Below are 26,169 nucleotides of genomic sequence, written 5' to 3'. Positions count from 1 at the left end.
TGGCTGGCACGGCAGCTGGACTTCGTGCGCTATACCCCGCAGTCGCTGATCGGCCAGACGGTCGAGCGCCACCTGCGGCTCAACCGGCTGGAGCTGCCGGCCCGGCTGCATCTCGACAACACCTTCGCCGTGCTGAGCCTGGTCAGCGCCGGTGCCGGCTGGACCATCACCACCCCGTTGTGCCTCTACCAGGCGGGGCTCGACCGCTTGAACGTGAGGGTCGCGCCGCTGCCCACCAAGCCGTTGCACCGTGAATTGACGCTGGTGGCACGGCGCGACGAACTCGGCGACCTGCCGGCGCAACTGGCCCGTGACGGTCGTCGCCTGCTGGAGCGCCACTATCGTGCCGAACTGCAGCGACACTTGCCCTGGGTGCTGCCGGAGATCGTCACTTGATGGCTGGCCCCTTGCCCCCGCCATGGGCCTTTCCGATGGTGACCCTGTCAGCGCGACCGATGCTGTTTGCGAAGCGTCTCGAAGCCGCATCACACTACCGATATACCCGGGTCCCGGTGGGGGGAGGACCTCGCGGTCCAACAACTGTGCTCCAACGACTGTGCCCCAACAACAACGAGAGACCGAGGAACGCTCGATGAGCCGAATGCAAGCGAGAGACATCAAGACCCCGGAGGAGGCTCGACGCATCGTCGAGGAGCGCGGCCTGAGCCACGTCAAGGTGGGCATGTTCGACATCGACGGCGTGATGCTCGGCAAGTACATGCGGCGCGACAAGTTCTTCTCGGCCCTGGCAGACGGCTTCGCCTTCTGCGACGTGGTGCTGGGCTGGGACAGCAAGGATGAGCTCTACGACAACGTCAAGTTCACCGGCTGGCATACCGGCTACCCCGATGCGCCGCTGAAGATCATCCCCGAGAGTTGCCGCGAGCTGCCCTGCGAGGGCGACGACATGCTGCTGTTCCTGGCCGAGTTCGACGGCCCGGCCGAAGAGCTCTGTCCGCGTGGGCTGTTGAAGCGTGTCCTGGAACGCGGGCGCGGGATGGGTTACGAGGCCTTCGGGGCGCTGGAGTACGAGTTCTTCATGTTCCAGGAGACGCCGGAGTCGGTGCGCGAGAAGGGTTTTCGCCATCTCAAGCCGCTGACCCCGGACATGATGGGCTATTCGATGCTGCGCTCATCGGTGCACAGCGAGCTCTACCATGAGCTGCTGGCGCTGTCGGAGGCCATGGACTTCCCCATCGAGGGCCTGCACACCGAGACCGGCCCCGGCGTGCTCGAGGCGGCCATCGGCGTCGACGGCGCCCTGGCCGCCGGTGACAAGGGAGCACTGTTCAAGGTCTTCACCAAGGTCTGGGCCCAGCGGCGTGGCCTGATGGCTACTTTCATGGCCAAGTGGTCGCCCGACTACCCGGGCCAGAGCGGGCATATCCACCTGTCGCTGCGCGAGATCGACAGCGGCAAGTCGGCATTCTTCGATGCCGGGAAGCCCTGTCAGATGAGCGACGTGCAGCGCCACTTCGTGGCCGGGCAGCAGAAGTTGATGCCGGAGCTGCTGGCCATGTTCGCGCCGACCATCAACAGCTACACGCGCCTGATTCCCGGCTTCTGGGCCCCCACCGAGGCCACCTGGGGGGTCGAGAACCGCACCACGGCGCTGCGCGTGATTCCCGGCAGCGACAAGTCCCAGCGCGTCGAATATCGCCTCGGCAGCGCCGATGCCAACCCCTATCTGGCGCTGGCCGCCGCGATCGGCGCCGGGCTCTACGGCATCGAGCAGCGACTCGAGCCCGACGAGCGGGTCAAGGGCAATGCCTACGAACTCGACCACCCCGAGCACCAGGCCCTGCCGCGGACCCTGTGGGAGGCCGCCCAGCGGTTGAAGGCCTCCGAGGCGGCCCGCGAGCTGTTCGGTGACGCCTTCGTCGAGCACTTCGCCGCCACCCGTGAATGGGAGGAGCGGCAGTTCCGGCGCCATATTACCGATTGGGAACTGGATCGCTACTTCGAAATCATCTGAGGACAAGCCATGGCCATGCAGAAAACGATTTCCCCGGTCGACGGCTCGGTGTACGTCGAGCGCGAGCAGGCCGACCCGGCACGGGTCGAGGCGGCGCTGGCGCGGGCGGTCGCGGCGCAGCGTGAATGGCGGGAGACGAGCCTCGCCGAGCGGGCCCGGTCGTGTGCGAGGATGGTCGATGCCTTCGTCGCCAAGCGCGATGCACTGGCCGAGGAGCTGACCTGGCAGATGGGTCGACCGATCGCCGCCGCCGGCGGCGAGATCGGCGGCTTCGAGGAGCGGGCGCGGACCATGATCGGCCTGGCCGAGGCGGCGCTGGCACCGATCGCGCTTCCCGACAAGCCGGGCTTTACCCGCTACATCACCCGCGAACCGCTGGGTGTGTCGTTCATCGTCGCGCCCTGGAACTTCCCCTTCATGACCGCGGTGAACGCCCTCGTGCCGGCGCTCATGGCCGGCAATACGGTGATCCTCAAGCACTCTGCCCAGACCCCGTTGTGCGCCGAGCGCCTCCAGCAGGCCTTCGACGAGGCGGGGCTGCCTGCGGGCGTCTTCCAGCATCTGCACCTGTCCCACGCGGCCACCGAGGCGCTGATTCGCGATGCCCGCATCGATCACGTCTCCTTCACCGGCTCGGTGGGGGGTGGCGAGATGGTCGAGCGCAATGCCGCGGGGCGCTTCATCGCCACCGGCCTCGAGCTGGGCGGCAAGGATCCGGCCTATGTCCGCGCCGACGTGGATCTGGACAGTGCCGTCGAGGGGGTGATGGACGGCGCCTTCTTCAATTCCGGCCAGAGCTGCTGCGGCATCGAACGGATCTACGTGCAGCGCGAGATCTTCGACACCTTCGTTGCGCGCGCCGTGGCCTGGGTCAGGCAGCTCCGGCTCGGCAATCCCACCGACGCGGCGACCACCCTGGGGCCGCTGGTCAAGCCGGCGGCGGCGGACTTCGTACGTGGCCAGATCGAGGAGGCGGTGGCGGCCGGTGCCAGGGCCTGGATCGACCCCGGCGACTATCCGCTGTCCACGCCCGGCAGCGCCTATCTGGCGCCCCAGGTGCTGACCGGTGTCGACCACTCCATGCGCGTCATGCGCGAGGAGAGCTTCGGCCCGCTGGTCGGGATCATGCCGGTGGACTCCGACGACGAGGCCATCGAACTGATGAACGACAGCGACTTCGGCCTGACCGCGGCGGTCTTCACCCGCGACATCGCCGCCGGCGAGGCCATCGCCCGGCGCCTCGAGGCCGGCACGGTATTCACCAACCGCTGCGACTACCTGGACCCCGAACTGGCCTGGACCGGCGTCAAGCACTCCGGGCGCGGCTGCTCGCTGTCGCGGCTGGGCTACGAGACCCTGACGCGCCCCAAGTCATTCCATTTGAAGCATGCCTGACGGCGGAGATCCCCATGAGCTTCGAACCCGACCACTACCGCATGGGCTGGAACTATCCGGCCCCCATCCTCACCGGCCCCGGTCGCATCCGCGAGCTTCCCGGGCTGTGCCGTGAACTGGGCATGACCGCGCCGCTGCTGGTCACCGACCCGGGCCTGGCCGGCCTGCCCATGGTGCGCGACATCCTCGACCTGGTCCGGGCCGATGGCCTGGCCATCGGGATGTTCAGCGAGATCAAGGGCAACCCCACGGGGGCCAATGTGCTGGCCGGCGTGGNCTTCAACGACGGCGGCCACGACGGGGTGATCGCCTTCGGTGGCGGCTCCGGCCTCGACGCCGCCAAGGCGGTGGCGTTGATGGCGCGCCAGCGCGAGGAGCTGTCGCTGTGGGCGCTGGAGGATATCGGCGACAACTGGAAGCACGCCGACGGTGAGGCCATCGTCCCGGTCATCGCCGTGCCCACCACCGCGGGCACCGGTTCCGAGGTCGGCCGGGCCTCGGTGATCACCGACGAGGACGAGCACGTCAAGCGCATCATCTTCCACCCCGGCATGGTGCCGGCCACGGTGATCCTCGACCCCGAGCTCACCACCGGCCTGCCACCGGCGATCACCGCCGCCACCGGCATGGATGCGTTGTCCCACTGCCTGGAGGCCTGGTGCTCGCCGCTCTACCACCCCATGGCCGAAGGGATCGCCGTGGAAGGCATGCGCCGGGTGCGCGACTACCTGCCGCGAGCGTTCCGGAACGGCGGCGACCTCGAGGCACGCATGAACATGCTGGTGGCCTCGAGCATGGGCGCCACCGCCTTCCAGCGTGGGCTGGGCGCCATGCATGCCCTGGCCCATCCACTCGGGGCGCTGTATGACGCCCACCACGGTACCCTGAATGCCATCCTGATGCCCTATGTGCTGCGTGCCAACGAGCGCGCCATCGGCGAGCCCATGGTGCGGCTGGCGCGCTACCTCGACCTGCGCCAGCCCGGCACGGCGGCGGTGATCGACTGGGTGCTCGAGCTGCGCGAGCGACTCTCGATTCCCCACACTCTGGCCGAGCTCGACATCGACACCCGCCAGGCCGACAAGATCGGGCAGATGGCGGTGGCGGATCCTTCCTCCGGTACCAACCCCATCGCCTTCGATGCCGGCCAGTACCGCGAGATCTTCGTCAAGGCCGTCGAGGGACGGCTCTAGGCCGGGGCATGAAGCGCGCGCCGCGGCTTCGGGCGGCATGCATGGGTAAGCCGCGGCTTCGGGCGGCATGAAGGGCCAAGGCGCGGTTGCGGGCGGCCCAACCGGAAAGGAGATTCATCGATGCGTATCGGACTTCTGCAATGCGATGACGTGGCGCCGGAGCTGCGCGACGAGCATGGCAATTACCCCGAGATGTTCCAGCGGCTGTTCACATCGGTGGATCCGACCCTGACGTTTCGCGTCTGGCGTTGCCTCGACGGCGAGATGCCCGACGATGTGGACGCCGTGGACGCCTGGTTGACCACCGGATCGAAGTTCGGCGTCAACGACGGCCTGGCCTGGGTCGACGAGCTGTGCGGCTTCGTGCGCAGTCTCTGGGAGGCCGACAAGCCGCTGGTGGGCGTGTGCTTCGGCCACCAGCTGATCGCCAGGGCGCTGGGCGGCGAGGTGGTCAAGAGCCCCCGCGGCTGGGGGGTGGGAATGTCGTTCAACCGGGTCACCGGGCATGCCGAGTGGATGACGCCGTGGCAGGAGGGGCTCGATCTGGTGGTCAGCCACCAGGACCAGGTGAAGGCGCTGCCGCCGGAGGCGAGGGTGCTGGCCGGCAGTGACTTCTGTCCCGTCTATCTGATGCAGGTCGGTCACCACTTCCTCGGCGTGCAGGGCCACCCGGAATTCGCCAAGCCCTACTCCCGTGACCTGATGCAGCTGCGTCGCGAACTGGTGGGGGCCGAGCGGGTGCGCGAGGGCCTGGCCTCGCTCAATGCCCCGGAGGACGCTACCCTGATGGTGCGCTGGATCCTGAACTTCATGAAGCGTGCCATGGAGGGCGGCGGAGATGACGGCTGACACGTCCTGGCAGTGGCCCATGGCCGAGCTCGGCACCGCGACGGCCAACCTGATCCTGCTGGGACTCATCCTCAGCCTGAGCATCTTTGCCGATGCGGTGGCCAGTCGTACCCGCCTGCCGCGCATCTCGCTGCTGGTCGTGGTGGGCGTCGGGGTGGCGGCCGTCCAGCAGTGGGGGCTGGGCCAGACGGGGGCCAGGCCGCTGGACGGCCTGAGCGAGCCGCTGATCCAGGTGGCGCTGGTGATGGTCGCCTTCCTGCTGGGGGGCGAGCTGACCCTGGAGCGGTTGCGCAGTACCGGCCCGCTGATCGTGATCGTCTCGCTGGCGGTGATCGCCATGGGGGTGCTGTTCGTCGGTGCCGGCCTGCTGCTGCTCGGTTTTCCGCTGGCGGTGGCGGTGAGCCTGGCGGCCATCTCGGTGGCCACCGACCCGGCGGCGGTCAGCGAGACGGTGCACGAGAGTGGCGATACCCGCTTCCGCGCCCGCCTGCTGATGGGCATCGTCGCCATCGATGACGCCTGGGGGATTCTCGTCTTCGGGCTGGCCATGGCGCTGCTCGGCTGGCTACTCTCCGGCGACGGCAGCCTGGCACTGGCGCAGGCCGGCTGGGAACTGGGCGGTGCCCTGGTGCTGGGTGCCGTGGTGGGGCTGCCGGCGGCCTGGCTGACGGGGCGGCTGAGGCCCGGCGAGCCGACCCAAGTCGAGGCGGTCGCGCTGATCCTGCTGCTCGCCGGGCTCGCCACCTGGCTCGAGGTCTCGGCCCTGCTCGCGGCGATGATCGCCGGCGCCCTGGTGGCCAACCTCTCCTCCCACCATACCCGCTCGTTCAACGAGATCGAGCACATCGAGTGGCCCTTCCTGGTGTTCTTCTTCGTGCTCTCCGGGGCCAGCATCGATTTGCGCCACCTGGGTGACGCCCTCTGGCTCACCCTGGCCTATATCGTGCTGCGCCTGGTGGGGCGCTACCTCGGCGGCGTGCTGGGGGGCCACCTGGCCCGGCGGCACGCTACCCGCTTGCCCCACGACATCGGCCTGGCGCTGACCCCCCAGGCCGGCATCGCCATGGGCATGGCGCTGCTGGCGGTGGAGCGGTTCCCCGAGCAGGGGGCGGTCCTGCTCGCGGCGGTGGTCGCCTCCACCGTGGTCTTCGAGGTGGTCGGCCCGTTGATGGTCAGGCACGTGCTGCGCTGAGCAGTCGCAGGCCGTTGGCCACCACGATCAGGCTGGCCCCCATGTCGGCGAACACCGCCATCCACAGGGTGGCGTGGCCGCTGAACGCGAGGCCCATGAACACGGCCTTGATGCCCAGCGCCAGCACGATGTTCTGCACCAGCACCGAGCGCGTGGCCCGGGAGAGGCGCAGGAAGGTGGCCAGCCGCCGCGGGTCGTCGTCCATCAGCGCCACGTCGGCGGTCTCGATGGCGGCGTCGCTGCCGGCGGCGCCCATGGCGAAGCCGATATCGGCCCTGGCCAGCGCCGGAGCGTCGTTGATGCCATCCCCGACCATGCCGATCGCACCCGCCCCGGCACGCGCCTCGATCATCGCCAGTTTCTCTTCGGGCAGCAGGGCCCCGTGGGCCTCGTCGATGCCGGCGTCGGCGGCGATGGCGGCGACGCTGGCCGGGTTGTCGCCGCTGAGCATCAGCGTCGTCACGCCCAGTTCATGCAGGTCGGCGATGGCCTCGCGGCTCTCGGACTTGAGCGGGTCACTCACCGCGAACAGCGCCAGCGGCCGGTCTCCCTGGCCGAGGATCACCAGCGTCTCGCCGCGGGCTTCCCGCTCGGCCAGGCGCGCTTCCAGCGTGCCGTCCAGACCCGTGAAGCCTTCCAGCAGGCGGCGGTTGCCGAGCCAGACCGGTTGCCCCGCGACCAGGGCGGTGACGCCGCGACCGGGCTGTTCGTTGAGGGCCTCGATCTCCAGTGCCTCGATGCCCGCCTCCCGGGCGGCCCGGGCCAGGGCCCGGGAGACCGGGTGGCCCGAGCGTTCGGCGAGGCTGGCGGCCAGGGAACGCAGCCGTCGGCGCTCGCCCTCGTCGGCGGCCGCGTCCAGCGGCTGCCAGTGGCACTGGGTGGGCTCGCCTCGGGTCAGGGTGCCGGTCTTGTCGAAGGCCAGGGTGCGCAGGCGACGGCCCTGCTCGAGGAAGGTGCCGCCCTTGATCAGGATCCCGGCCCGTGCCGCCGCCGAGAGGCCGCTGACGATGGTCACCGGGGTGGAGATCACCAGGGCGCAGGGACAGGCGATCACCAGCAGCACCAGGGCTCGGTAGATGCCCTCCAGCCAGGCGACACCGAGTAGCCAGGGGGCCAGCAGGGCGGTGAGCACGGCGACGGCGAACACCGCCGGGGTGTAGACGGCGGCGAAGCGGTCGATGAAGCGCTGGGTGGGGGCGCGGCTGGCCTGGGCCTGTTCGACGGCGTGGATGATCCGCGCCAGGGTGGTGTCGGCGGCGGCCCGGGTGGTGCGGTAGGTGAACTCGCCGTCACGGTTGACGGTCCCGGCGAAGACGGTATCGCCCGGGGCCTTGTCCACCGGCAGGCTCTCGCCGGTGATGGGGGACTCGTCCAGCGCCGGGTGGCCGAGCTCGATCTCGCCATCCAGGGCGATGCGCTCGCCGGGGCGCACCCGGACCCGGCTACCGGGCGCGATCGCCTCGGCGGGCTGCAGCGCGAAGCGACCATCGGCCTGCTCGACCGTGGCCTGCTCCGGGGCCAGCGAGAGCAGCTCGCGGATGGCATTGCGGGCGCGGCCCAGGGAGCGCGCCTCGATACGTTCGGCCAGGGTGAACAGCACGATCACCATGGCCGCCTCGGCCCAGTGGCCGATCAGCAGCGCCCCGGTCACTGCCACGCTCATCAGCGCGTTGATGTTGAGGGTGCGGTGGCGCAGGGCGATGAAGCCCTTCTTCCAGGTCGGCAGGCCCACCATGGCGATGGCCACCAGCGCCAGCAGGGCGGGCACCCAGGGGGTGGCCAGCGCCAGCCATTCGCTCACCTCGGCGGCCAGCGCCACCAGGGCGGCGATGCCCAGCTTCCACCAGCCCTCCTCGCCGCCGCTGGCGGCCTCGCTCCGGCGTGCCGGGTCGAGGGCCTCCGGGGTCATGCCGGTGGAGGCGATGCGCCGGCGGATCGCCTCCTCGTCGACGTCACGGTGGTGGACGGTCAGTATCCGCCCGATCAGGTCGAAGTCGAGCCGTTCGATGCCGGGCATGCCCCCCAGCGCTCGGCGCAGCAAGGCCTCTTCGGTGGGGCAGTCCATCGCCTCGATGCGCAGGCGCAGCGAGCGGGCGTCCCGTGGCGGTGCGCTCGGCCGCTCCGGGGCGAGGGTGGTGTCGGTGGGGCAGCTCGAGCAGCAGGATCGTTCGGTCATGGATAGGGCTCCGTGTCATCGTCTATGCTGATGACACACCCTGTAGCGGCTACAGGGTCAAGCGGTAACGCTGTGCTATAGCCAGTTCTTGTGCTTGAAGTACAGGTACGGCGAGATGCCGGCAATGGCCATCAGGCCGAGGGCGAAGGGATAGCCGACGGGCCAGGACAGCTCGGGCATGACGTCGAAGTTCATGCCGTAGATGCTGGCGATCATCGTGGGCGGCAGGAAGACCACGGCGGCGATCGAGAAGGTCTTGATGATCTGGTTCTGCTGGATGTTGATGAAGCCCTGGGTGGAATCCATCAGGAAGTTGATCTTGTCGAACAGGAAGGCGGTATGGGTCATCAGCGTATCGACGTCGCGCTTGACCTCGCGGGCCGTTTCCTGGAGTTCGGCATGGCCGTGCAGGTGGCGGATCAGGAAGGACATCGAGCGCTGGGTGTCCATGAGGCACAGGCGGATCTTGCCATTGCTGTCCTCGAGCTTGGCCAGTTGGTCGATGGCATCCTCGAGGTCGGCGTCATCCTCCTCCAGCACCAGGTGGCTGACGTCCTCGAGCTTGCGGTGAACGTCTTCCAGGGTATCGGCGAGGTTTTCCACCTTCTGCTCGAAGATCGTCAGCATCAAGCTCTGTGTCGAGTCGGCTTCCACCTGGCCACTGCGGGCACGCAGGCGGAGCAGGCGGAAGTCGGCGAGTTCGGTGTCCCGGAAGGTGATCAGCCGTTCGGGCTGCAGGATGAAGGCGACGGTGGTGTTGCCGTGGCGTCCCTCGCTCTGCGACAGGAACAGCGAGTGCACGTGAATGCCGTCGGCGTCGACGAAATAGCGCGCCGATGACTCGATCTCCTCGACGTCGTCGGTGGCCGGCAGTTCATCGGCCAGGAAGGCATTGAGCCGCTCGCGCTCGTCCTCGTCGGGTTCGTGGGCATCGATCCAGGTCGCCTGGGCCAGGCGCTCGGACAGTGGCCGGGTGTCCTCGGTGACTTCCTGGATGGTCTGGCGATTGAGCTGGAAGGTGCGAATCATCGTCGTCCCTGGAGCGACTGGTTGGGTTTGCCCAGATTAGGCGTTTACGACCACCAGGCCAATCACGATGGTCGAGCCGTCCTCGCGTAACGTCTGGTGATTCCCTGTGGCGGAGCATATACCCTATAGTGACTATAAGGTAGGGCGACCGGAGGCGTGAGGCATGAAGATCGGTGAGCTGGCCACCCGCACGGGGTGCGCCGTGGAGACCATTCGCTACTACGAGCGGGAGGGGCTGCTGCCCGAGCCGGCGCGCAGCCAGGCCAACTACCGGCTCTACGCCGAGACGCACACCCAGCGGCTACGCTTCATCCGCCACTGTCGCGCGCTGGACATGACGCTGGACGAGATCCGCACCCTGCTGGACTACCACGATCACCCACGCCAGCCCTGCGATGCCGTCAACGGCCTGATCGATGACCACCTGGCGCACGTGGAGGCGCGCCTGTCGCAGCTCCTGGCGTTGCGCGAGGCACTGGTCAACCTGCGTTCTCGCTGCAGCGGCGAGGCGGACTCCGGCCACTGCGGGATCCTGCAGGAACTGTCCCAGCCGTTGCCCGCCGAGGAGTCGACCGAGCTGGTCGACAGCAGCCATGTGCCGGGGCCCCATCGCGGCGGCTGAGCGGTGGCGCCATGCCCCGACAAGCCTCCTCTCCCGGCCGGGAGAGGAGGTCGGGCGGGGATCATGCCCCGCCGCGCTTATTCTTCACCGAACTTATTCTTCACCGAAATAGCGCTCGTGGATCTCGTCGTAGGTGCCGTCTTCCTTCAGGGTGGCCAGCGCCTCGTTGAAGGCCTCGGCGAGTTCTTGGTCACGCTGGCGGAAGGCGATGCCGAAGCCTTCCCCGAAGTACTGCTGGGGTTCGGTGATCATCTCGCCGACCAGCTTGTAATCGCCGGCCTCGCTGTCCAGCAGGGTGGACTTGCCGATCGGGAAGTCGAGGAAGACGGCGTCGAGACGGCCGGAGTCCATATCCAGCACCATGTCGTCGGCGGTGGCGTAGCGATTGACCTCGGCCACGTCGCCATACAGGTCGGTCACGTAGTTATCCTGCAGGGTGCCGCGCTGCACGCCGAGGGTCAGCCCTTCCAGGCTCTCCTCGGAGGGGGTGCCGATCTCCACGTCGGCGGGGGCGAACCAGGCGGACGGCGGGGTGATGTAGGGGTCGGAGAACAGCACCTGCTCGCGGCGCTGCTCGTTGATGGTCATCGACGACATGATGGCGTCGTACTTGCGCGCCATCAGACCGGGAATGATCCCGTCCCAACCCTGCACGACCCACTCGCACTCGATGCCGATCTCGGCGCACAGGGCATTGCCCAGGTCGATGTCGAACCCGGTCAACTCGCCCTCGGGCGTGCGGTATTCCATGGGTTCGTAGGGCACGTCGACGCCGATGCGGATGTCGCGGACCTCGGCACTGGCACTGCCGGCGATCATGGCGGCGCCGAGCACGCCGAGGCTCAGGATAGTCTGGAGCTTCATGGGTGATTTCCCCTGTTGTTGGTAGTGTCGCCTCGTGAGCGATGACCCGCCCAAGATAACGGATGCCTGGGCATGTCGGAAGAGGGAACCGGGCGGATTCGAACGCTGGTTCCCAACGGTTGTTTGACGGTCCCTGTCGTCGACTGTCAGCCGCTGGCCGGCTTGAGGTGGGCCAGCAGGCGACGTTCCAGGTAGCGGAACAGATAGAGAATGGCGAAGGTGAGGCAGAGATAGATCGCCGCGACGAACAGGAAGGCCTCGAAGGGGGCATAGAAGCGCGCATAGACGAAGCGGGCCGCCCCGGTGAGGTCCATGATGGTCACCACGCTGGCGATGGCGCTGGCGTGGAGCATGAAGATCACCTCGTTGCCGTAGGCCGGCAATGCGCGGCGGAAGGCGCTGGGCAGCACGATGCGCCGCAGCATCAACGCCCGGGACATGCCGTAGGCGCGCGCCGCCTCGATCTCGCCCCTGGGGGTGGCCTTGATGGCGCCATGGAAGATCTCGGTGGTATAGGCCGCGGTGTTCAGGGTGAAGGCGATCAGGGCCGGCACGAAGGGCTTCTCGAGGATCACCCACAGCCAGGACTCCTGGATGCCCTCGACGAAGACCACGCCATAGTAGATCAGGTAGAGCTGGACCAGCAGCGGCGTGCCGCGGAACACATAGGTGTAGAGGAAGATGGGCATCTTCACCCAGCGCCTCCGCGAGCCACGGCCGATGGCCAGCGGCACCGCCGCCACCAGGCCGATGATCAGCGAAAGGAACACCAGTTGCACGGTGGTGACCAGGCCCTCGCCGAAGTAGGAGAGGGTCTGCAGGGTGAAGATGCTGTTGTCGGCGAGCTGGGCTTCCAGCCGGGCAAGTAGTGCCTCCATCAGTCCGCCTCCCCGTAGCCGACGTTGTAGCGCTTCTGCAGGCGCGCGAAGCCCCATTCCGAGACGCTGGCGATCAGCAGGTAGATGGCGGCCACGATGATCATGAAGGTGAAGGGCTCGCGGGTGGCCTTGGACGCCTCGGCCGCGACGCGAACCATGTCGGAGAGCCCGATCACCGAGACCAGCGCGGTGGTCTTGAGCAGCACCATCCAGTTGTTGGAGAGCCCGGGCAGGGCGTGGCGCATCATCTGCGGGAAGCGGATGCGCCGGAACACCAGCCAGTGGCTCATCCCGTAGGCCCGGCCGGCCTCGATCTGGCCACTTTCCACCGCCATGAAGGCGCCGCGGAAGGTCTCACCCATGTAGGCCCCGAAGATCAGGCCGATGGTGATCACCCCGGCGACGAACTCGTTGACGTTGATGAAGGTGTCGATGCCGAACCGGTCATAGAGCCAGTCGGTGAACATGTTGATGCCGATCTGGCCACCGAAGAACATCAGCATCATCAGTACCAGGTCGGGCACCCCGCGGATGACGGTGGTGTAGAGGGTGCCGGTGCGGTGCAGCAACCAGTTGCGCGACATCTTGGCGCTGGCGGTCAGCAATCCCAGCACGATGGCCAGGATCAGCGACAGCACCGCCAGTTCGATGGTGATCAGCGCCCCTTCCGCGAGGCGCGGGCCGTAGCCATGCAGGTCGATCATGGGGTTCTCCTCGTCCGGGCCGCTTCAGTGCTTGGGCGCCAGGAACTGCCTGAGACGCTCGGAGCGTGGGTTGCCCAGCACCTCGCCGGGTGGGCCGGCCTCTTCCACCCGGCCCTGATGCAGATAGATCACCTGGGAGGAGACATCGCGGGCGAAGGCCATCTCGTGGGTGACCACGATCATGGTGCGACCCTCCTCGGCCAGGTCACGCATGACCTTGAGCACGTCGCCGACCAGTTCCGGGTCGAGCGCCGAGGTGGGCTCATCGAACAGCATCACCTCCGGGTCCATGGCCAGCGCCCGGGCGATGGCGCCACGCTGCTGCTGGCCGCCGGACATCTGGGCGGGGTAGGCGTCGGCGCGTGCGGACAGGCCGACGCGCTCGAGCAGTGCCCGGGCCTGCTCGACGGCCTCCTTCTTCGGCTTGCCGAGCACATGGACCGGGGCCTCGATGACGTTCTCGAGCAGGGTCATGTGGGCCCAGAGGTTGAAGCTCTGGAACACCATGGAGAGCTTGGCACGCATGCGTACCACCTGCTTCCAGTCGGCGGGCTCGCGGCCATGCCGTGTCTGCTTGAAGTGGATCTTCTCGCCGTGGACGATCAGGTCGCCCTCGTCGGGCTGCTCGAGCAGGTTCATGCAGCGCAGGAAGGTGCTCTTGCCGGAACCCGAGGCTCCGATCAGGGTGATCACATCACCCTTGTGGGCCTTGAGCGACAGGCCCTTGAGGACTTCGGTGTCGCCGAAGCGCTTCTTGATGTCGTGCACTTCCAGCGGAATCGGGGTATCGGCCATGGAACGGGCTCCGGGTCAGGTAAGGTCGCCACGGGCGACGCGCCGGCAGGGGGGCGTGGCGCGAAAAGGGGGCGATTCTAACAGCCCGTCGGGCTTTCGGCAGCGGTGCATTGCCGGGCTTGTATTCGACTTTGGTATTGTTTTCGATGAGTCTGCATCATGGTGTTTTCTCCAGATTGTTGTAGCTTTTCAATTTTTTCGTCTGCAGATGCGTGTTATTGCCACAGGATAATGTGACTGGCAATCAGGCCTCCGGTGCCGACGTAGGGCTGACCAGCAGGGCCGCCCGGGCCCCCAGCTCGACCTTGGCATTGGGGAAGACCACCCGCAGGGGCGTTTCCCCGACCCGGTAGTCGCCGGCCCGGGCATCCTCGGCCAGCAGGGTGCCGGGGGCGAACTCGGTGAAGTTGGGCGTATCGTCGGGAAAGCAGAGCCGGAACGCCTCGGCCTCGCGCATCAGTTCATGCTCCACCCGGAAGTGGGCCAGCCGCCCGGGGTCGCCGGCGGCCGGCTCGCGTCCGGCGATCAGCGACTCGAGCAGCCGCCCCATGGGGGCCAGGGCCGTCAGGTCGTTGTGGCCGAAGGGCAGGGCGCGACCGAGCTCGAGGGTGAAGGCCTGGGCGCCATGATAGTGCTTCGAGTAGTGGGAGAAGGTCCAGCTGTGGCGATGCTGGTGGAGCACCGCCTGGATGCCGGCGGCGGCGAACCAGCGCCACTGCTCGGGGGCCACGGTGGTCTCGGCGAAGGGGCTGACCACGAAGCGCGGGTAGCGGCTGTCGCGGATCGCCGTATGCAGGTCATAGTGAAGGGGGGAGCCCCGGCGCGACGGGCCGGCGTGTCGGGCATGGAAGGCGTCCACGGCGGCCATCAGCTCACGGGCGCGGTCGGGCTCCATCCCCGCCTCATCGATATCGCGTCGGAACAGCCGATTGAGGTTGGTGTCCACGTAGCGCTCGGCACGGCGGATCGCCTCGAGATTGCCGAGGATCACCAGCACCGGCGCGCCCAGCCGGATGAGCCCCGCCTCGAGTCGCGCCAGGCACTCGCCCAGCAGCTCGATGGGGGCGGTCTCGTTGCCGTGGATGCCCACCGAGAGCACGCAGGCCCGGGCCGCATCGGTCGCCATGTCGGGGGTGAGCTCGAGCAGGCCGGGGCCGAGCAGCCGGTAGTGCCCGCCGGGTACCCGGCCTCGTTCGGTGGCCCGGTCGCCTGCCAGGCTGTATTCGATCCACTCACTCAGCATGGTCGCCTCGCTCTGTCGGGGCGGCGCGCTGGTCGCAATGGAATGGTCGAATAGCGTGCATGGAGTATCCGTTGTGGTCTCGTTCGGTCTGGCGACACCTTCACTGACGGCGTGACGGCTTCACAAGCCTCGGGGTCGGTCTGGTGAAAGCGCGGGTGCGATATTGAAACTCGGCGGATCACGGTGTGACCTTTGCCCGATGGGGAAGGGCAGTCCGACGGGCTAGACTGTCGGCGCCCCGCTTCGCCAGGACATCGCCATGACCGACTCTGCCAGCCGCCTGAACGCCCACTATGATGCGCTCGCCGTGGCCGGCGGGGGAAACCTGCTCCGGCGACTGCGGGCCGCCTTCCGCGCCGCCGGCTGCGACCCGGATCGACTGACCCTCGAGGCGATCGCCGGCATCGATCAGCTGCATCTGGGGGGGCGCGCGGCCAGCCATTCGCTGGCGGCGCTCGCCGGGCTCGGGCCCGGCGAGCGGGTGCTGGACGTGGGCTGCGGCACCGGCGGGGCGAGCCGATTGCTGGCGGCGGAGGTGGGCTGCGAGGTGATCGGGGTGGACATCACCACGGCCTTCGTGGCGGTGGCCGAGTGGCTGAGCGCGGCCACCGGCATGGCCGGTCAGACCCGCTTCCTGTGCGCCGATGCGGCGCGCACCCCGCTGCCGGATGCCGGCGTCGACGTCGTCTGGTGCCAGCATGCGCTGATGAACATGCCGGATGTGCCCGGCGTGCTGGCCGAGTGGCACCGCCTGCTGGTGCCCGGGGGACGGGTGCTGCTCCACGAGGTGGTGGCCGGCGACAACCCCGAGCCGCTCGCCCTGCCGGTGCCCTGGGCGCGTACTCCGGCGACCAGCCATCTACAGCGGCGCGGGGCGCTGGAGGCGAGCCTGGCGGGCGCGGGATTCTCGCCCGTGTGCGTGCGCGACGTGACCGACGCGGCGCTGGCCTGGCGGCAGAAGCACACCCGCCGGGAGACAGGCGAGGAGGCCGGTCGTGCGCCGCTGCCCGGGCCGGCGCTGATCTTCGGCGACACCTTCGTCGAGATGGGGCGCAACCTGCGCGACAACCTGGCCGCCGGCAAGGTGAGGATCCTCGAGGGCGTCTGGCGACGGGCCTGACGCGTGCGGCAGTGGGAGCGGTCGAGAGAATCGATGGAATCGCTCGATATCCTTCGCTTTCCTGCATGGGTGCCGCACCTACACTGAGGCTTGTAGGCAGTTCGTAGGCCTCTCGCAGAGAGATGCATCCACAGGACAAGGAGACGTGCCATGACCCAGGTTCTCGTGCTTTATTACTCCATGTACGGCCATATCGATACCCTGGCCAAGGCCGTGGCCGAAGGCGCTCGCCGCGTCGACGGCGTAGAGGTGACCGTCAAGCGGGTACCGGAGACCATGGACTCGGAGGCATTCGCCAAGGCGGGCGGCAAGCAGGACTTCGACACCCCCGAAGCCAGTCCCCAGGAGCTCGCCGACTTCGACGCGGTGATCTTCGGCAGCCCCACCCGCTTCGGTAACATGTCCGGCCAGATGCGCACCTTCCTCGACCAGACCGGTGGCCTCTGGGCCAAGGGGACGCTGCTGGGCAAGGTAGCCAGCGTCTTCACCTCGACCGGTACCGGTGGCGGCAACGAGACCACCATCACCTCGTTCTGGCACACCCTGGCCCACCACGGCATGGTGATCGTGCCGATCGGCTACGGGGCCCAGGAGCTCTTCGATATCTCGCAGGTCAGCGGCGGTTCGCCCTATGGCGCCTCGACCCTCGCCGGCAGCGACGGCTCCCGACAGCCCGACGACCGCGAGTTGACCATCTGTCGCTTCCAGGGCGAGCACGTGGCGCGGATCGCCGCCCGCCTCGCGGGGTGATCGGCGGCCCGGCCGAAGGCCCAGTACCCCGCCCGGCAAGCTATTGGGGTTCAGTTCAAACCGGGGGCACCGTCGGTGACGTAGCGGCTATCAGCCGGCGATGCGCTCGGCGATGGCGCGGCCCAGGGTCTCGGTCGTCCCGTGGCCGCCGGCATCCGCGGTGAGCACCGCCGGGTCGGCCTCGGCGAGTACCGCTTCGAAGGCGGCGACGATGGCATCGGCGGCCTCCTTGTGGCCCAGGTGCTCGAGCATCATGGCGCCGGACCAGATCTGGCCGATGGGGTTGGCGATGCCCTTGCCGGCGATGTCCGGGGCGCTGCCGTGGACCGGCTCGAACAGGCTCGGGAACTTGCCTTCCGGGTTGATGTTGGCCGAGGGTGCCACGCCGATGGTGCCGGTGCAGGCCGGGCCCAGGTCGGAGAGGATGTCGCCGAACAGGTTGCTCGCCACCACCACGTCGAACCAGTCGGGGTGCATGACGAAGTTGGCGGTCAGGATGTCGATATGGAACGCATCGACGCCGACGTCGGGATAGTTCCCACTCATCGCCTTCACGCGCTCGTCCCACCACGGCATGGTGATGGCGATGCCGTTGGACTTGGTCGCCGAGGTGAGCTTTTTTCGAGGGCGGGAGGCCGCCAGCTCGAAGGCGTACTTCAGTACCCGGTCGACACCCACGCGGGTCATCACCGTCTCCTGGATCACCACCTCGCGGTCGGTGCCCTCGAACATCTTCCCGCCGACGCTGGAGTACTCGCCCTCGGTGTTCTCGCGCACCACGTAGAAGTCGATGTCGCCGGGCTGGCGATCGGCCAGCGGGCTCTTGATGCCCGGCAGCAGCTTGCAGGGGCGCAGGTTGATGTACTGGTCGAACCGGCGGCGGAACTGCAGCAGCGAGCCCCACAGCGAGATGTGGTCCGGCACCTTCTCCGGCCAGCCCACGGCGCCGTAGAAGATGGCGTCGAAGCCCTTGAGCCGATCGAACCAGTCGTCGGGCAGCATCTTGCCGTGCTCGAGGTAGTAGTCGCAGCAGGCGAAGTCGAAATGTTCGAAGGTCAGGTCGATGTCGAAGCGCCTGGCGGCGGCTTCGAGCGCCCGCAGGCCTTCGGGCATCACTTCGGTGCCGATGCCGTCGCCGGGAAGCACCGCGATACGATGGGACATGAAACGTCTCCTGAGGGTGGACATGATCGGGTAGCCCCAGTCTAGTCCGTGATCAGGGAGAGATAATCGGGCTATAGTGCAATCCATTGTTGAGTGAAAGTGGAGGATGGCGTGGCCCAGCTCGATGACCTGACCTTCTTCCAGCACCTGGCCCATGCCGGCAGCCTCACCGCCACGGCCCGTGCGCTGGGGCTGTCGCTGTCGGCGGTGAGCAAGCGCCTCAAGCAGCTCGAGGGGCGGCTGGGCGTGGAACTGGCCAGCCGCACCACGCGCCGCTTGACCCTGACCCCCGAAGGGGAGCGTTACCTGGCTCGCGGGGCCGCGATTCTCGAGGAGCTGCTCGAGCTCGAGGAAACCCTGGGCGAGCACCAGGCCGAACTCTCCGGCCCCCTGCGGATCAACTCCACCTTCGGTTTCGGCCGTCGCCATGTGGCACCGCTGCTCTCCGCGTTCTGCCGCGACCACCCCGGCATCGAGGGGGTGCTGGAGCTCTCCAGCTTTCCGCTGAGCCTGGGCGATCAGGCCTTCGACATCGGCATCCGGGTGGGCGAACCACCGGATTCGCGGCTGGTGGCGCGGCGGATCCTGGCCAACCGCCGGGTGCTGTGCGCCTCACCGGACCTGGTGGCGCGCTTGCCGAGGCTGTCGACCCCGGCCGACCTGGCCGGCCGCCCCTGCCTGCTGCTGCGCGAGAACGAGAGCGACTTCGCCGTGTGGCGGTTCCAGCGGCGAGGTCGCCCGGCACAGGAGCAGGCGGTGAAGGTCGCCGGCCCGCTCGCCAGCAACGACGGCGAGGTGATCGTGGGCCTGGCGCTGGACGGCCACGGCATCGCCCTGCGCTCCTGGTGGGACGTGCACCCGCATCTGGCCAGCGGCGCCCTGGTCGAGCTGCTGCCCGAGTGGCGGGGGGTGCGCGCCGATTTCCATGCGGTCTACCAGCAACGGCGCCATGTGCCGGCACGCATCCGGGCGTTTGTCGCCTATCTTGAACAGGAGATGGTCAACCGGGTGCCGCCTCTGCAGCCTGGCCTGCTTACCGGGAGTGGAGAGTCGCCGTGAATGTGCTGATGTTCACCAATACCTACCTGCCCATCGTCGGCGGGGTCAGCGAGTCGGTGCAGCGGTTGAAGCATCGACTGCAGGACGTCGGGCACCGGGTGCTGGTGGTGGCACCGAGGCTCGCGGGTCAGCCCGAGCACGAAACGGATGTGGTGCGAGTGGCGGCGGTGCAGCATTTCAACGGCAGCGACTTCTCGTTGCCGGTTCCGATCCCGGGGCAGCTCATCGATGCCATCGAGACCTTTGCACCGGACATCGTGCACTCCCATCATCCCTTCCTGCTGGGCGATACCGCGGCTCGGGCGGCGGAGACCTACGGCCTGCCGCTGGTATTCACCCACCACACCCTCTACGAGCATTACACCCACTATGTGCCCGGCGACTCGCCGCGCATGCAGCGCTTCGCCATTGCCCTGGCGACCCAGTACACCTGGCTGTGCGACGAGGTGATCGCCCCGAGCGAGAGCATCCGTGACCTGCTGCGCGAGCGCGAGGCCAACCCGGCGCTCAGCGTGGTGCCCAGCGGGGTCGACACGCTACGCTTCGCCATGGGTGACGGTCGTGGCTGGCGAGAGCGGCTGGGGATTCCGGCCGGCGCCTATGTCGTCGGCCACCTGGGGCGCCTGGCCAGGGAGAAGAACCTGACCCTGCTGGCCGAGGCGGTCGCCGGTGCCCTGGTCGCGCTGCCCGAGGCGCATTTCCTGGTGGTCGGCGAGGGTGAGGCCCGTCACGCCATGTCGGCCATCGCCGCCGACCATGATGTGCTCGGACGCTTCCATTTCACGGGAAGGCTGCAGGGCCAGGCACTGATCGATGCGTACCACGCCATGGATCTCTTCGTCTTCGCCTCGCACAGCGAGACCCAGGGGATGGTGATTGCGGAGGCGATGGCCGCGGGACTGCCGGTGGTGGCGATCTCCGCCCCGGGGGTGCGGGAGGTGGTGCGCGATGGTCACAACGGACGCCTGTTGATCGGGGACGATGACCAGGCCATGGCCGAGGCCATCATCGAGCTGGCCCCGACGGCGCGGCGCGAGCCGTTGTGCCGGGCGGCCCTGGCGACGGCAGAGGCCTTCGATGAGCGCCACTGCGCTGAGCGTTGCCTGGCGGTCTACCGGCGGGCGATCGCCCGGGGTGGCCCCTTCACCCACGCCGATGATGGCGGCTGGGAGCGGGTGCGGGGGCGCCTCGGTGCCGAGTGGCAGATGCTTCGCTACCGGGGCCGCCTGTTGCGCCATCTGGTGCAGGAGGAGTGGGAGCAGGAGCGCCCCTCCTGGTGGCCGGGCAGTCGCCACGACGAGTCCGAGCTGCCGCCGAAGTAGGGCCGGGTCAGTGAGGGACGCGACGCCGCCGACGGTCGGCCCAGCGCTTGAGCCCGACCAGCAGCAGGACGCCGACGAGCAGCCCCCCGGCCGCCCACAGCAATTCGCCTCGGCTCTCGGCGGTGGCGAGCTGCCCGAGTTGGCTGCCGAGCAGCGTGACCCCGGCCAGTCCCGGGGCGATCCCCAGCACCGATCCGATCATGTAGTCGCGGAAGCGCAGGCGGAAGGCGCCGGCCATCAGGTTGGTCAGGGTGAAGGGGGCCAGCGGCAGCAGGTTCACCAGGGTCATGGTGCGGATGCCGCGGCCGGCAAGGTAGCGGGAAAGTCCCCGCAGGCGCTGCCCGCCATGGCGCAGCAGGGCGTCACGCCCCAGCCGGCGCCCCACCCACCAGGTCAGCATCGAGGCCGCGAGGGTACCGGCCAGGGCATAGGCGAAGCCCCACCAGGGGCCGAACAGCAGGCCGGTCAGGGCCACCAGCAGGCTCAGCGGGAACATCACCAGCGATGCCCCGGCATAGACGCCCATGACCACCAGCACCGCCCAGGGGGCATCGCGCCAGGCCACCGACCCCTTCACCAGCCTCATCAGGTTCGCCGGTGTCAGCAGATCCTGCATGGCCAGCCACTGCCACAGCAGGCCGAGGGCTATCAGTCCCATGACCAGCAGGAGAGGAATGGCCAGGCGCCGGCTCATGGTGTCGGTTCGCTCCGGCTGGGCAGCCGCGTCAGCGGATCCTGGCGGAAGTAGCGGGCGAGGAGATCGTAGAGCGCCGGGTAGGCCCGGTGCAGCACGTCGGGGGCGGTGAAGAAGTGCTCGCAGCACACCGCGAAGCACTCGCCGGGGTGGCTGGCGGCGTAGTCGTCGATGGGCGTTTCCTCGCCGTTCTCGAGCCGTGCCTGGAGGTCCTCCCACACGCCCATGAATACCCGGTGCCAGTCCCGCGGGTCGATGTCGCGGGGCAGCGGCGGAAAGCCGTCCACGTCGAGGGAGTTGCCCAGGTCGAGCTTGTGGGCCAGCTCGTGGATCACCACGTTGAAGCCCGAGAAGTCGCCGCTCTCCATCAGGTCCGGGAAGGCCACGACCACCGGGCCCTGGGAGGAGGTCTCGCCGGCGCGCTCATCCTCGTAGGCGTGCATCACGCCGAACTCGTCCATCTCCTCGACCTGGCGCCGGAAGGCCTCGGGCAGCACCAGGATCTCGTGGACACCGGTGAAGGCCTCGTCGTGCTCCATCTCGCTCCAGCCCAGGGTCAGCAGGCAGGCCTGGCCGGCCAGGGCCAGCTGGGCCGGCAAGTCGAAGGGGGTGGTCTCGGCGAGCTCCGGGTGCAGGCTGAGTCGCCTGGCGTGCAGGAAGCGCCAGGCTCGGCGGCCGAGACGCTCCGCTTCGTCGTCGCCGAGCGTCGCCAGCAGCGGCAGGCGCGAGCGGGCCTCCCGCCAGGCCTCCCCGGGGAAGGGGTAGCGGGCCTCGAAGCTCCTGGCTCGCCAGCGGCGCAGGTGGTCCAGCATGGCGTCAGCTCTCTTCCAGGTTCGCCCCGGATTTCCACGACCAGTCGCGCCAGCGCAGGTCGAAGAGGTCCTTGCGGCGATCCTTGAGGTTGGTCACCGAGCCTTCGGCACGTACCACCGTCAGCCGGGTCAGGTCCAGGTCCGAGAACATGATCATCTCGGTGTTGGGCGTGGTCTCGGAGAGCACCGCATCGTGGGGGAAGGCGAAGTCCGAGGGCGAGAACACCGACGACTGGGCGTACTGGATGTCCAGGTTCTCGATGGACGGCACGTTGCCGACGCTGCCGCACAGCACCACGTAGCACTCGTTCTCGATGGCCCGGGCCTGGGCGCAGTGGCGCACCCGCAGGTAGCCGTTCTTGGTGTCGGTCCAGAAGGGCACGAAGAGGATGTCCATGTCCTGGTCGGCGAGCAGCCGCGAGAGTTCAGGGAACTCCACGTCGTAGCAGATCTGGATGCCCACCCGGCCGGCATCGGTCTGGAACACCAGCAGCTCGTCGCCCCCCTCGATCACCCAGTCGCGCCGCTCCTGGGGCGTGATGTGCAGCTTGGCCTGGCGCTCGATACTGCCGTCGCGATGGCACAGGTAGGCGATGTTGTAGAGGCGGTCGTCCTCGCCCACCTCGATCATCGAGCCGGCGACGATGTTGATGTTGTAGGAGACCGCCATGCGCGACAGCTCGGTCTTGAACTGATCGGTGAAGCCAGCCAGGAAGCGCACGGCGGCCATCTGGTCCTGCTGGGCGGCGCGGTCCTGCAGGCCCATCAGCGGCGCGTTGAAGAGCTCCGGGAACACGGCGAAGTCGCTCTGGTAGTCGGAGAGGGCATCGACGAAGTACTCGATCTGCTGCAGCACCGCCTCGACCGAGGCGAACTCGCGCATCTGCCACTGCACCGCGCCGACCCGCACCTGGGTGGGACGGTTCTCCAGCACCCGCTCGGCGGGCTCGAAGAGGATGTTGTTCCACTCCAGCAGGGTGGCATAGCCCTGGGACTTCTCGTCCTCCGGCAGGTACTTCCTCAGCAGGCGCTTGACCTGGAAGTCGTTGGCCAGTTGGAAGGAGAGGATAGGGTCGTGGATCTCCTTGCGCGCGACCCTGTCGAGGTAGTCGGCCGGCGAGAGTTCGTGGGCGTGCTCGTGGTACTGGGGGATGCGACCGCCGGCGAGTATCGCCCGCAGGTTCATCGAACGGCACAGCTCCTTGCGCGCCTCGTAGAGGCGCCGGCCCAGGCGGTAGCCGCGATAGTCCGGATGGATCAGCACGTCGAGCCCGTACATGGCATCGCCGTCCGGGTCGTTGAGGATGGTCTCGCGCTTGCCGATCAGATCGTCGTAGCGGTGCGGGTTGGAGAAGGTGTCGTAGTCGACCAGTGCCGTCAGGGCCACGCCGACGATGATCTCGTCGTCCTCGATGACGAACTGCCCATCGGGAAACTCCTTGATCAGCTTGTCGATGGTGGGCCTCGGCCAGGCGCCGCCGATGTCGTCGTAGACCCGGTCCATCAACGCCTGGAGCTGCGGGTAGTCGTCCGGGGTCAGGTTGCGCAGGTTCAGATGCAGATCGTCGAGGGACATGACGCGTCGGTTCCTGGTCAGGGTGAAGGGCGAATTCTAGCATGCCCGTGAGAGTCGCCGGCTGTCATGCCCCGGCTGCCGTGTCGCCGCCATGACGGCGTCATCGGGTTGTCACCCGGATCATGGAAGATGCCCGCACACCGATGGATCACCGGCTACGCTGTTCAAGGGAGGACGAGGTGAACGGTATGTCGCCCTTCCCCAGGCATCCTGGTAACGAGCACGCCATGCACGACGACAAGAACGATCACCAGCGAATCCGGCTAGAGGCGGTGAGCAAGGCCTGGAGCGGGCAGACGGCCGTCGATCGGATCTCCTTCGATGTGGCGCCCGGCGAGTTCGTGATCCTGCTCGGCCCCTCCGGCTGCGGCAAGTCGACCACCCTGCGCATGATCGCCGGTCTCGAGCAGGCCAGCGCCGGCCGCATCCACATCGGCGAGCGCGACGTCACCGACCTGCCTCCGGGAGACCGCGGCATCAGCATGGTGTTCCAGTCCTATGCGCTCTTTCCCCACCTCAGTGTGGCCGACAACATCGTCTTCGGCCTGCGCAGCCGCAGGGTGCCCAGGGCCGAGCGCCAGGAGCGGCTGACCCGGGTGGCGCAGCTCGTCGACCTCGAGGCCTACCTCGCGCGCAAGCCGGCCCAGCTCTCCGGCGGCCAGCGTCAGCGGGTGGCCCTGGCGCGGGCGATCATCTCCGAACACCCCATCTGCCTGATGGACGAGCCGCTCTCCAACCTCGATGCCCGGCTGCGCGGGGAGATGCGCCGGGAGATCAAGGCGCTGCAGCAGCGACTCGGCATGACGGTGATCTACGTCACCCACGACCAGGTCGAGGCCATGAGCATGGGCGACCGGGTGATCCTGATGAAGGCGGGGTGCATCGTCCAGGACGGTACCCCCGGCGAGCTCTACGACCGGCCGGCCACGGCCTTCGCCGCGAGCTTCATCGGCAGCCCGGCGATGAACCTGGTGACGCTTTCCGCCGCGGCCGATGGCGCCGTCATCGACGGCGAGCCGCACTGTTCCATCGCCTCGCACGAGGCCAAGGGCCAGCTGCTGGGCGTGCGCCCCGAGGATATCGCCATCCTGTCCGATGAGGCGCCCGGTGTGCCGGCCGAGGTGATCGACGCGGAATATCTCGGCGCCGACAGCATCGTGCGTCTCAAGGTCGGCAACCAGGAGCTGCGGGCCCGGGTCGACGGTGTGCCCGCGGTCGGGGCGGGGTCGCCCTGCCGGCTGCAATGGCCGCCCTCGGCGGCACACTTCTTCAGTGCTGGAGACGGGCAACGCCTGGCACTCCAGGGCTATGACCTCGCCGCGGGCCCTGGCCGGCTGGCGCAGAAGCAATCCGTGCAGAGAAACGAGGCCGGACCTCGCCCACCCAAGCAGGGAACGACTCTCCAGGAGTGAACCGATGAACGCGCGAAACTCATTCAACAAGGGCAAGCTCAAGAGCAGTGGCCTGGCCGTGGCCGGCCTGCTGGCCGCCGGGTCGCTGTCCGCCCAGGCACAGACCGAACTGACGATGTACTACCCGGTTGCCGTGGGCGGCGCCTTGACCGAGGTGATCGATGGCCTGGTGGCCGAGTTCGAGGCCGAGCATCCCGACATTTCGGTGGATGCCATCTACGCCGGCAACTACGACGATACCCGGGTGCGCGCGATGTCGGCGGTCGAGGCCGGCGACGCGCCACAGCTCTCGGTGATGTTCTCCATCGACCTCTACGAGCTCATCGAGCAGGATGTCATCGTCCCCTTCGACGACCTGATCGAGAGCGACGAGGAGCGCGAATGGCTCGACGGCTTCTATCCGGGGCTGATGGAGAACGGCCGGCTCGACGGCCAGACCTACGGCATCCCCTTCCAGCGCTCGACCATCGTCTTCTACTGGAACAAGGACGCCTTCGCCGCCGCCGGGCTCGACCCCGACACCCCGCCCGAGACCTGGGAGGAGATGGCCGAGATGGCCGCCGCCGTGCGCGAGGCCTCGGGGGGCGAACAGTGGGGCGTGATGGTGCCCTCCACCGGCTACCCCTACTGGATGTTCCAGGCCTTCGCCTTCCAGAACGGCCATCGGCTGATGAGCGACGACGGTACCGAGGTCTACTTCGACGACCCGGCGGCCATCGAGGCACTTGAGTACTGGGTCTCGCTGGCCGACGTGCATGACGCCATGCCCGACGGCACCATCGAATGGGGCACCCTGCGCCAGAATTTCATCGAACAGTCCACGGCGATGATGTGGCACAGCACCGGTAACCTCACCGCGGTGCGAGGCGAGGCCGATTTCGACTTCGGCGTGGCCATGCTGCCCATGAACACCCAGCGCGGCAGCCCCACCGGCGGCGGCAACTTCTACCTCTTCAAGGGGGCCAGCGAGGACGAACAGCGTGCCGCCATGACCTTCATCCGCTGGATGACGGCGCCGGAGCGCGCCGCCGCCTGGTCCATGGAGACCGGCTACATGGGGGTCAGCCCGGCGGCCTACGAGACCGAGGCGCTGCGGGACTACGTCGAGACCTTCCCGCCGGCGGCGGTGGCCCGCGACCAGCTCGAGCACGCCACGGCGGAGCTGGCCACCTACCAGGGTGGCCGGGTGCGCCGGGCCCTGGACAACGCCGTGCAGGCGGCGCTGACCGGCCAGATGAGCCCCGAGGAGGCGCTGAAGCAGGCCCAGGCGGAGGCCGATGCGGCGTTGCGCCGCTATGCACGCTCACGTTGAGGCTTTGGGACGACGCAAGCAGGGCGCCGGGGG

The 26,169-nt window shown here is 68.2% G+C and carries 24 protein-coding genes; 13 read left to right on the top strand and 11 right to left on the bottom strand.

What is annotated here, in order from left to right:
• From QLQ85_RS22805 to QLQ85_RS22780, 6 genes are all read left to right on the top strand, one after another.
• Nucleotides 1–396: LysR substrate-binding domain-containing protein (locus QLQ85_RS22805; RefSeq protein WP_282741097.1), on the top strand; the 396-nt coding region annotated here is incomplete at its 5' end.
• Between the two features lie 196 nt (nt 397–592).
• Nucleotides 593–1,975 carry a glutamine synthetase family protein gene (locus tag QLQ85_RS22800; protein ID WP_282741096.1) on the top strand — a complete coding sequence of 461 codons (1,383 nt, stop codon included), beginning with the start codon at nt 593–595 and terminating at the stop codon, nt 1,973–1,975.
• Nucleotides 1,976–1,984: 9 nt separating this feature from the next.
• Nucleotides 1,985–3,370: an aldehyde dehydrogenase family protein gene (locus QLQ85_RS22795; protein ID WP_282741095.1), complete on the top strand. Its 1,386-nt coding sequence runs from the start codon at nt 1,985–1,987 to the stop codon at nt 3,368–3,370.
• A 14-nt stretch (nt 3,371–3,384) separates the two neighbouring features.
• A complete protein-coding gene (locus QLQ85_RS22790; protein WP_282741093.1) occupies nt 3,385–4,563 on the top strand; it encodes an iron-containing alcohol dehydrogenase in 1,179 nt (392 codons plus the stop codon).
• Between the two features lie 120 nt (nt 4,564–4,683).
• Nucleotides 4,684–5,412 carry a glutamine amidotransferase-related protein gene (locus QLQ85_RS22785; RefSeq protein ID WP_282741092.1) on the top strand — a complete coding sequence of 243 codons (729 nt, stop codon included), beginning with the start codon at nt 4,684–4,686 and terminating at the stop codon, nt 5,410–5,412.
• Complete coding sequence (locus tag QLQ85_RS22780) at nt 5,402–6,604, top strand: cation:proton antiporter (protein ID WP_282741091.1); 1,203 nt, start codon at nt 5,402–5,404, stop codon at nt 6,602–6,604. The genes QLQ85_RS22785 and QLQ85_RS22780 overlap by 11 nt, the downstream gene beginning before the upstream one ends.
• Here QLQ85_RS22780 and QLQ85_RS22775 read toward each other — a convergent pair.
• Both QLQ85_RS22775 and corA read right to left on the bottom strand, forming a co-directional pair.
• Entirely contained in the window at nt 6,585–8,780 is a 2,196-nt protein-coding gene (locus QLQ85_RS22775) for a heavy metal translocating P-type ATPase (protein ID WP_282741090.1), read from the bottom strand. The genes QLQ85_RS22780 and QLQ85_RS22775 overlap by 20 nt on opposite strands.
• Nucleotides 8,781–8,855: 75 nt before the next feature.
• Entirely contained in the window at nt 8,856–9,809 is a 954-nt protein-coding gene (corA, locus tag QLQ85_RS22770; RefSeq protein ID WP_282741088.1) for a magnesium/cobalt transporter CorA, read from the bottom strand.
• Between the two features lie 163 nt (nt 9,810–9,972).
• On the opposite strand from corA, the gene cadR reads away from it, so the two are divergent.
• Nucleotides 9,973–10,431: a Cd(II)/Pb(II)-responsive transcriptional regulator gene (cadR, locus tag QLQ85_RS22765; RefSeq protein WP_282720730.1), complete on the top strand. Its 459-nt coding sequence runs from the start codon at nt 9,973–9,975 to the stop codon at nt 10,429–10,431.
• A 93-nt stretch (nt 10,432–10,524) separates the two neighbouring features.
• On the opposite strand, the gene QLQ85_RS22760 is transcribed toward cadR, so the two are convergent.
• The 5 genes from QLQ85_RS22760 to QLQ85_RS22740 form a co-directional block, all read right to left on the bottom strand.
• Nucleotides 10,525–11,295, bottom strand: a complete 771-nt coding sequence (locus tag QLQ85_RS22760) for a transporter substrate-binding domain-containing protein (RefSeq protein ID WP_282741087.1) — start codon at nt 11,293–11,295, stop codon at nt 10,525–10,527.
• Nucleotides 11,296–11,441: 146 nt separating this feature from the next.
• On the bottom strand, nt 11,442–12,173 hold the full coding sequence (locus tag QLQ85_RS22755) for an ABC transporter permease (protein ID WP_282741086.1): 732 nt from the start codon (nt 12,171–12,173) through the stop codon (nt 11,442–11,444).
• On the bottom strand, nt 12,173–12,877 hold the full coding sequence (locus QLQ85_RS22750) for an ABC transporter permease (RefSeq protein WP_282720733.1): 705 nt from the start codon (nt 12,875–12,877) through the stop codon (nt 12,173–12,175). The genes QLQ85_RS22755 and QLQ85_RS22750 overlap by 1 nt, the downstream gene beginning before the upstream one ends.
• Before the next feature lie 24 nt (nt 12,878–12,901).
• A complete protein-coding gene (locus QLQ85_RS22745; RefSeq protein ID WP_110282422.1) occupies nt 12,902–13,672 on the bottom strand; it encodes an ABC transporter ATP-binding protein in 771 nt (256 codons plus the stop codon).
• 244 nt (nt 13,673–13,916) lie between these two features.
• Nucleotides 13,917–14,915 (bottom strand): succinylglutamate desuccinylase, encoded by a 999-nt coding sequence (locus QLQ85_RS22740; RefSeq protein WP_282741085.1) that lies wholly within the window; start codon nt 14,913–14,915, stop codon nt 13,917–13,919.
• Nucleotides 14,916–15,174: 259 nt separating this feature from the next.
• Between QLQ85_RS22740 and QLQ85_RS22735 the strand changes: the two genes are divergently transcribed.
• Both QLQ85_RS22735 and wrbA read left to right on the top strand, forming a co-directional pair.
• Nucleotides 15,175–16,035 (top strand): class I SAM-dependent methyltransferase, encoded by an 861-nt coding sequence (locus QLQ85_RS22735; RefSeq protein ID WP_282741084.1) that lies wholly within the window; start codon nt 15,175–15,177, stop codon nt 16,033–16,035.
• A gap of 150 nt (nt 16,036–16,185) precedes the next feature.
• On the top strand, nt 16,186–16,785 hold the full coding sequence (wrbA, locus tag QLQ85_RS22730; protein WP_282720736.1) for an NAD(P)H:quinone oxidoreductase: 600 nt from the start codon (nt 16,186–16,188) through the stop codon (nt 16,783–16,785).
• A 90-nt stretch (nt 16,786–16,875) separates the two neighbouring features.
• Here wrbA and QLQ85_RS22725 read toward each other — a convergent pair whose 3' ends face one another.
• Complete coding sequence (locus QLQ85_RS22725) at nt 16,876–17,949, bottom strand: tartrate dehydrogenase (RefSeq protein WP_282741083.1); 1,074 nt, start codon at nt 17,947–17,949, stop codon at nt 16,876–16,878.
• 111 nt (nt 17,950–18,060) lie between these two features.
• Between QLQ85_RS22725 and QLQ85_RS22720 the strand changes: the two genes are divergently transcribed.
• Together QLQ85_RS22720 and QLQ85_RS22715 are read left to right on the top strand one after the other, a co-directional pair.
• On the top strand, nt 18,061–19,008 hold the full coding sequence (locus tag QLQ85_RS22720) for a LysR family transcriptional regulator (RefSeq protein WP_282741082.1): 948 nt from the start codon (nt 18,061–18,063) through the stop codon (nt 19,006–19,008).
• Nucleotides 19,005–20,330 (top strand): glycosyltransferase, encoded by a 1,326-nt coding sequence (locus tag QLQ85_RS22715; protein WP_282741081.1) that lies wholly within the window; start codon nt 19,005–19,007, stop codon nt 20,328–20,330. The genes QLQ85_RS22720 and QLQ85_RS22715 overlap by 4 nt, the downstream gene beginning before the upstream one ends.
• A 7-nt stretch (nt 20,331–20,337) precedes the next feature.
• On the opposite strand, the gene QLQ85_RS22710 is transcribed toward QLQ85_RS22715, so the two are convergent.
• From QLQ85_RS22710 to QLQ85_RS22700, 3 genes are read right to left on the bottom strand one after another with little or no spacing between them, the layout of a single operon-like run.
• Nucleotides 20,338–21,024, bottom strand: a complete 687-nt coding sequence (locus tag QLQ85_RS22710; protein ID WP_282741080.1) for a TVP38/TMEM64 family protein — start codon at nt 21,022–21,024, stop codon at nt 20,338–20,340.
• A complete protein-coding gene (locus QLQ85_RS22705) occupies nt 21,021–21,836 on the bottom strand; it encodes a M90 family metallopeptidase (protein ID WP_282741079.1) in 816 nt (271 codons plus the stop codon). Before QLQ85_RS22705 ends, QLQ85_RS22710 begins: the two co-directional genes overlap by 4 nt.
• A gap of 4 nt (nt 21,837–21,840) precedes the next feature.
• The gene (locus QLQ85_RS22700; protein WP_282741078.1) at nt 21,841–23,412 is read right to left on the bottom strand and encodes a bifunctional GNAT family N-acetyltransferase/carbon-nitrogen hydrolase family protein; all 1,572 of its coding nucleotides are present in this window, start codon (nt 23,410–23,412) and stop codon (nt 21,841–21,843) included.
• Nucleotides 23,413–23,639: 227 nt separating this feature from the next.
• Here QLQ85_RS22700 and QLQ85_RS22695 point away from each other — a divergent pair, with 227 nt between their 5' ends.
• Both QLQ85_RS22695 and QLQ85_RS22690 read left to right on the top strand, forming a co-directional pair.
• A complete protein-coding gene (locus QLQ85_RS22695) occupies nt 23,640–24,824 on the top strand; it encodes an ABC transporter ATP-binding protein (protein ID WP_282741077.1) in 1,185 nt (394 codons plus the stop codon).
• 4 nt (nt 24,825–24,828) lie between these two features.
• Nucleotides 24,829–26,136, top strand: coding sequence for an ABC transporter substrate-binding protein (locus QLQ85_RS22690; protein WP_282741076.1), 1,308 nt, complete (start codon nt 24,829–24,831; stop codon nt 26,134–26,136).
• Nucleotides 26,137–26,169: the final 33 nt, after the last annotated feature.

The organism is Halomonas kalidii, assembly GCF_030010475.1.
Lineage (GTDB): Bacteria > Pseudomonadota > Gammaproteobacteria > Pseudomonadales > Halomonadaceae > Halomonas > Halomonas heilongjiangensis.
This window is presented reverse-complemented; position numbering and strand designations above follow the sequence as displayed.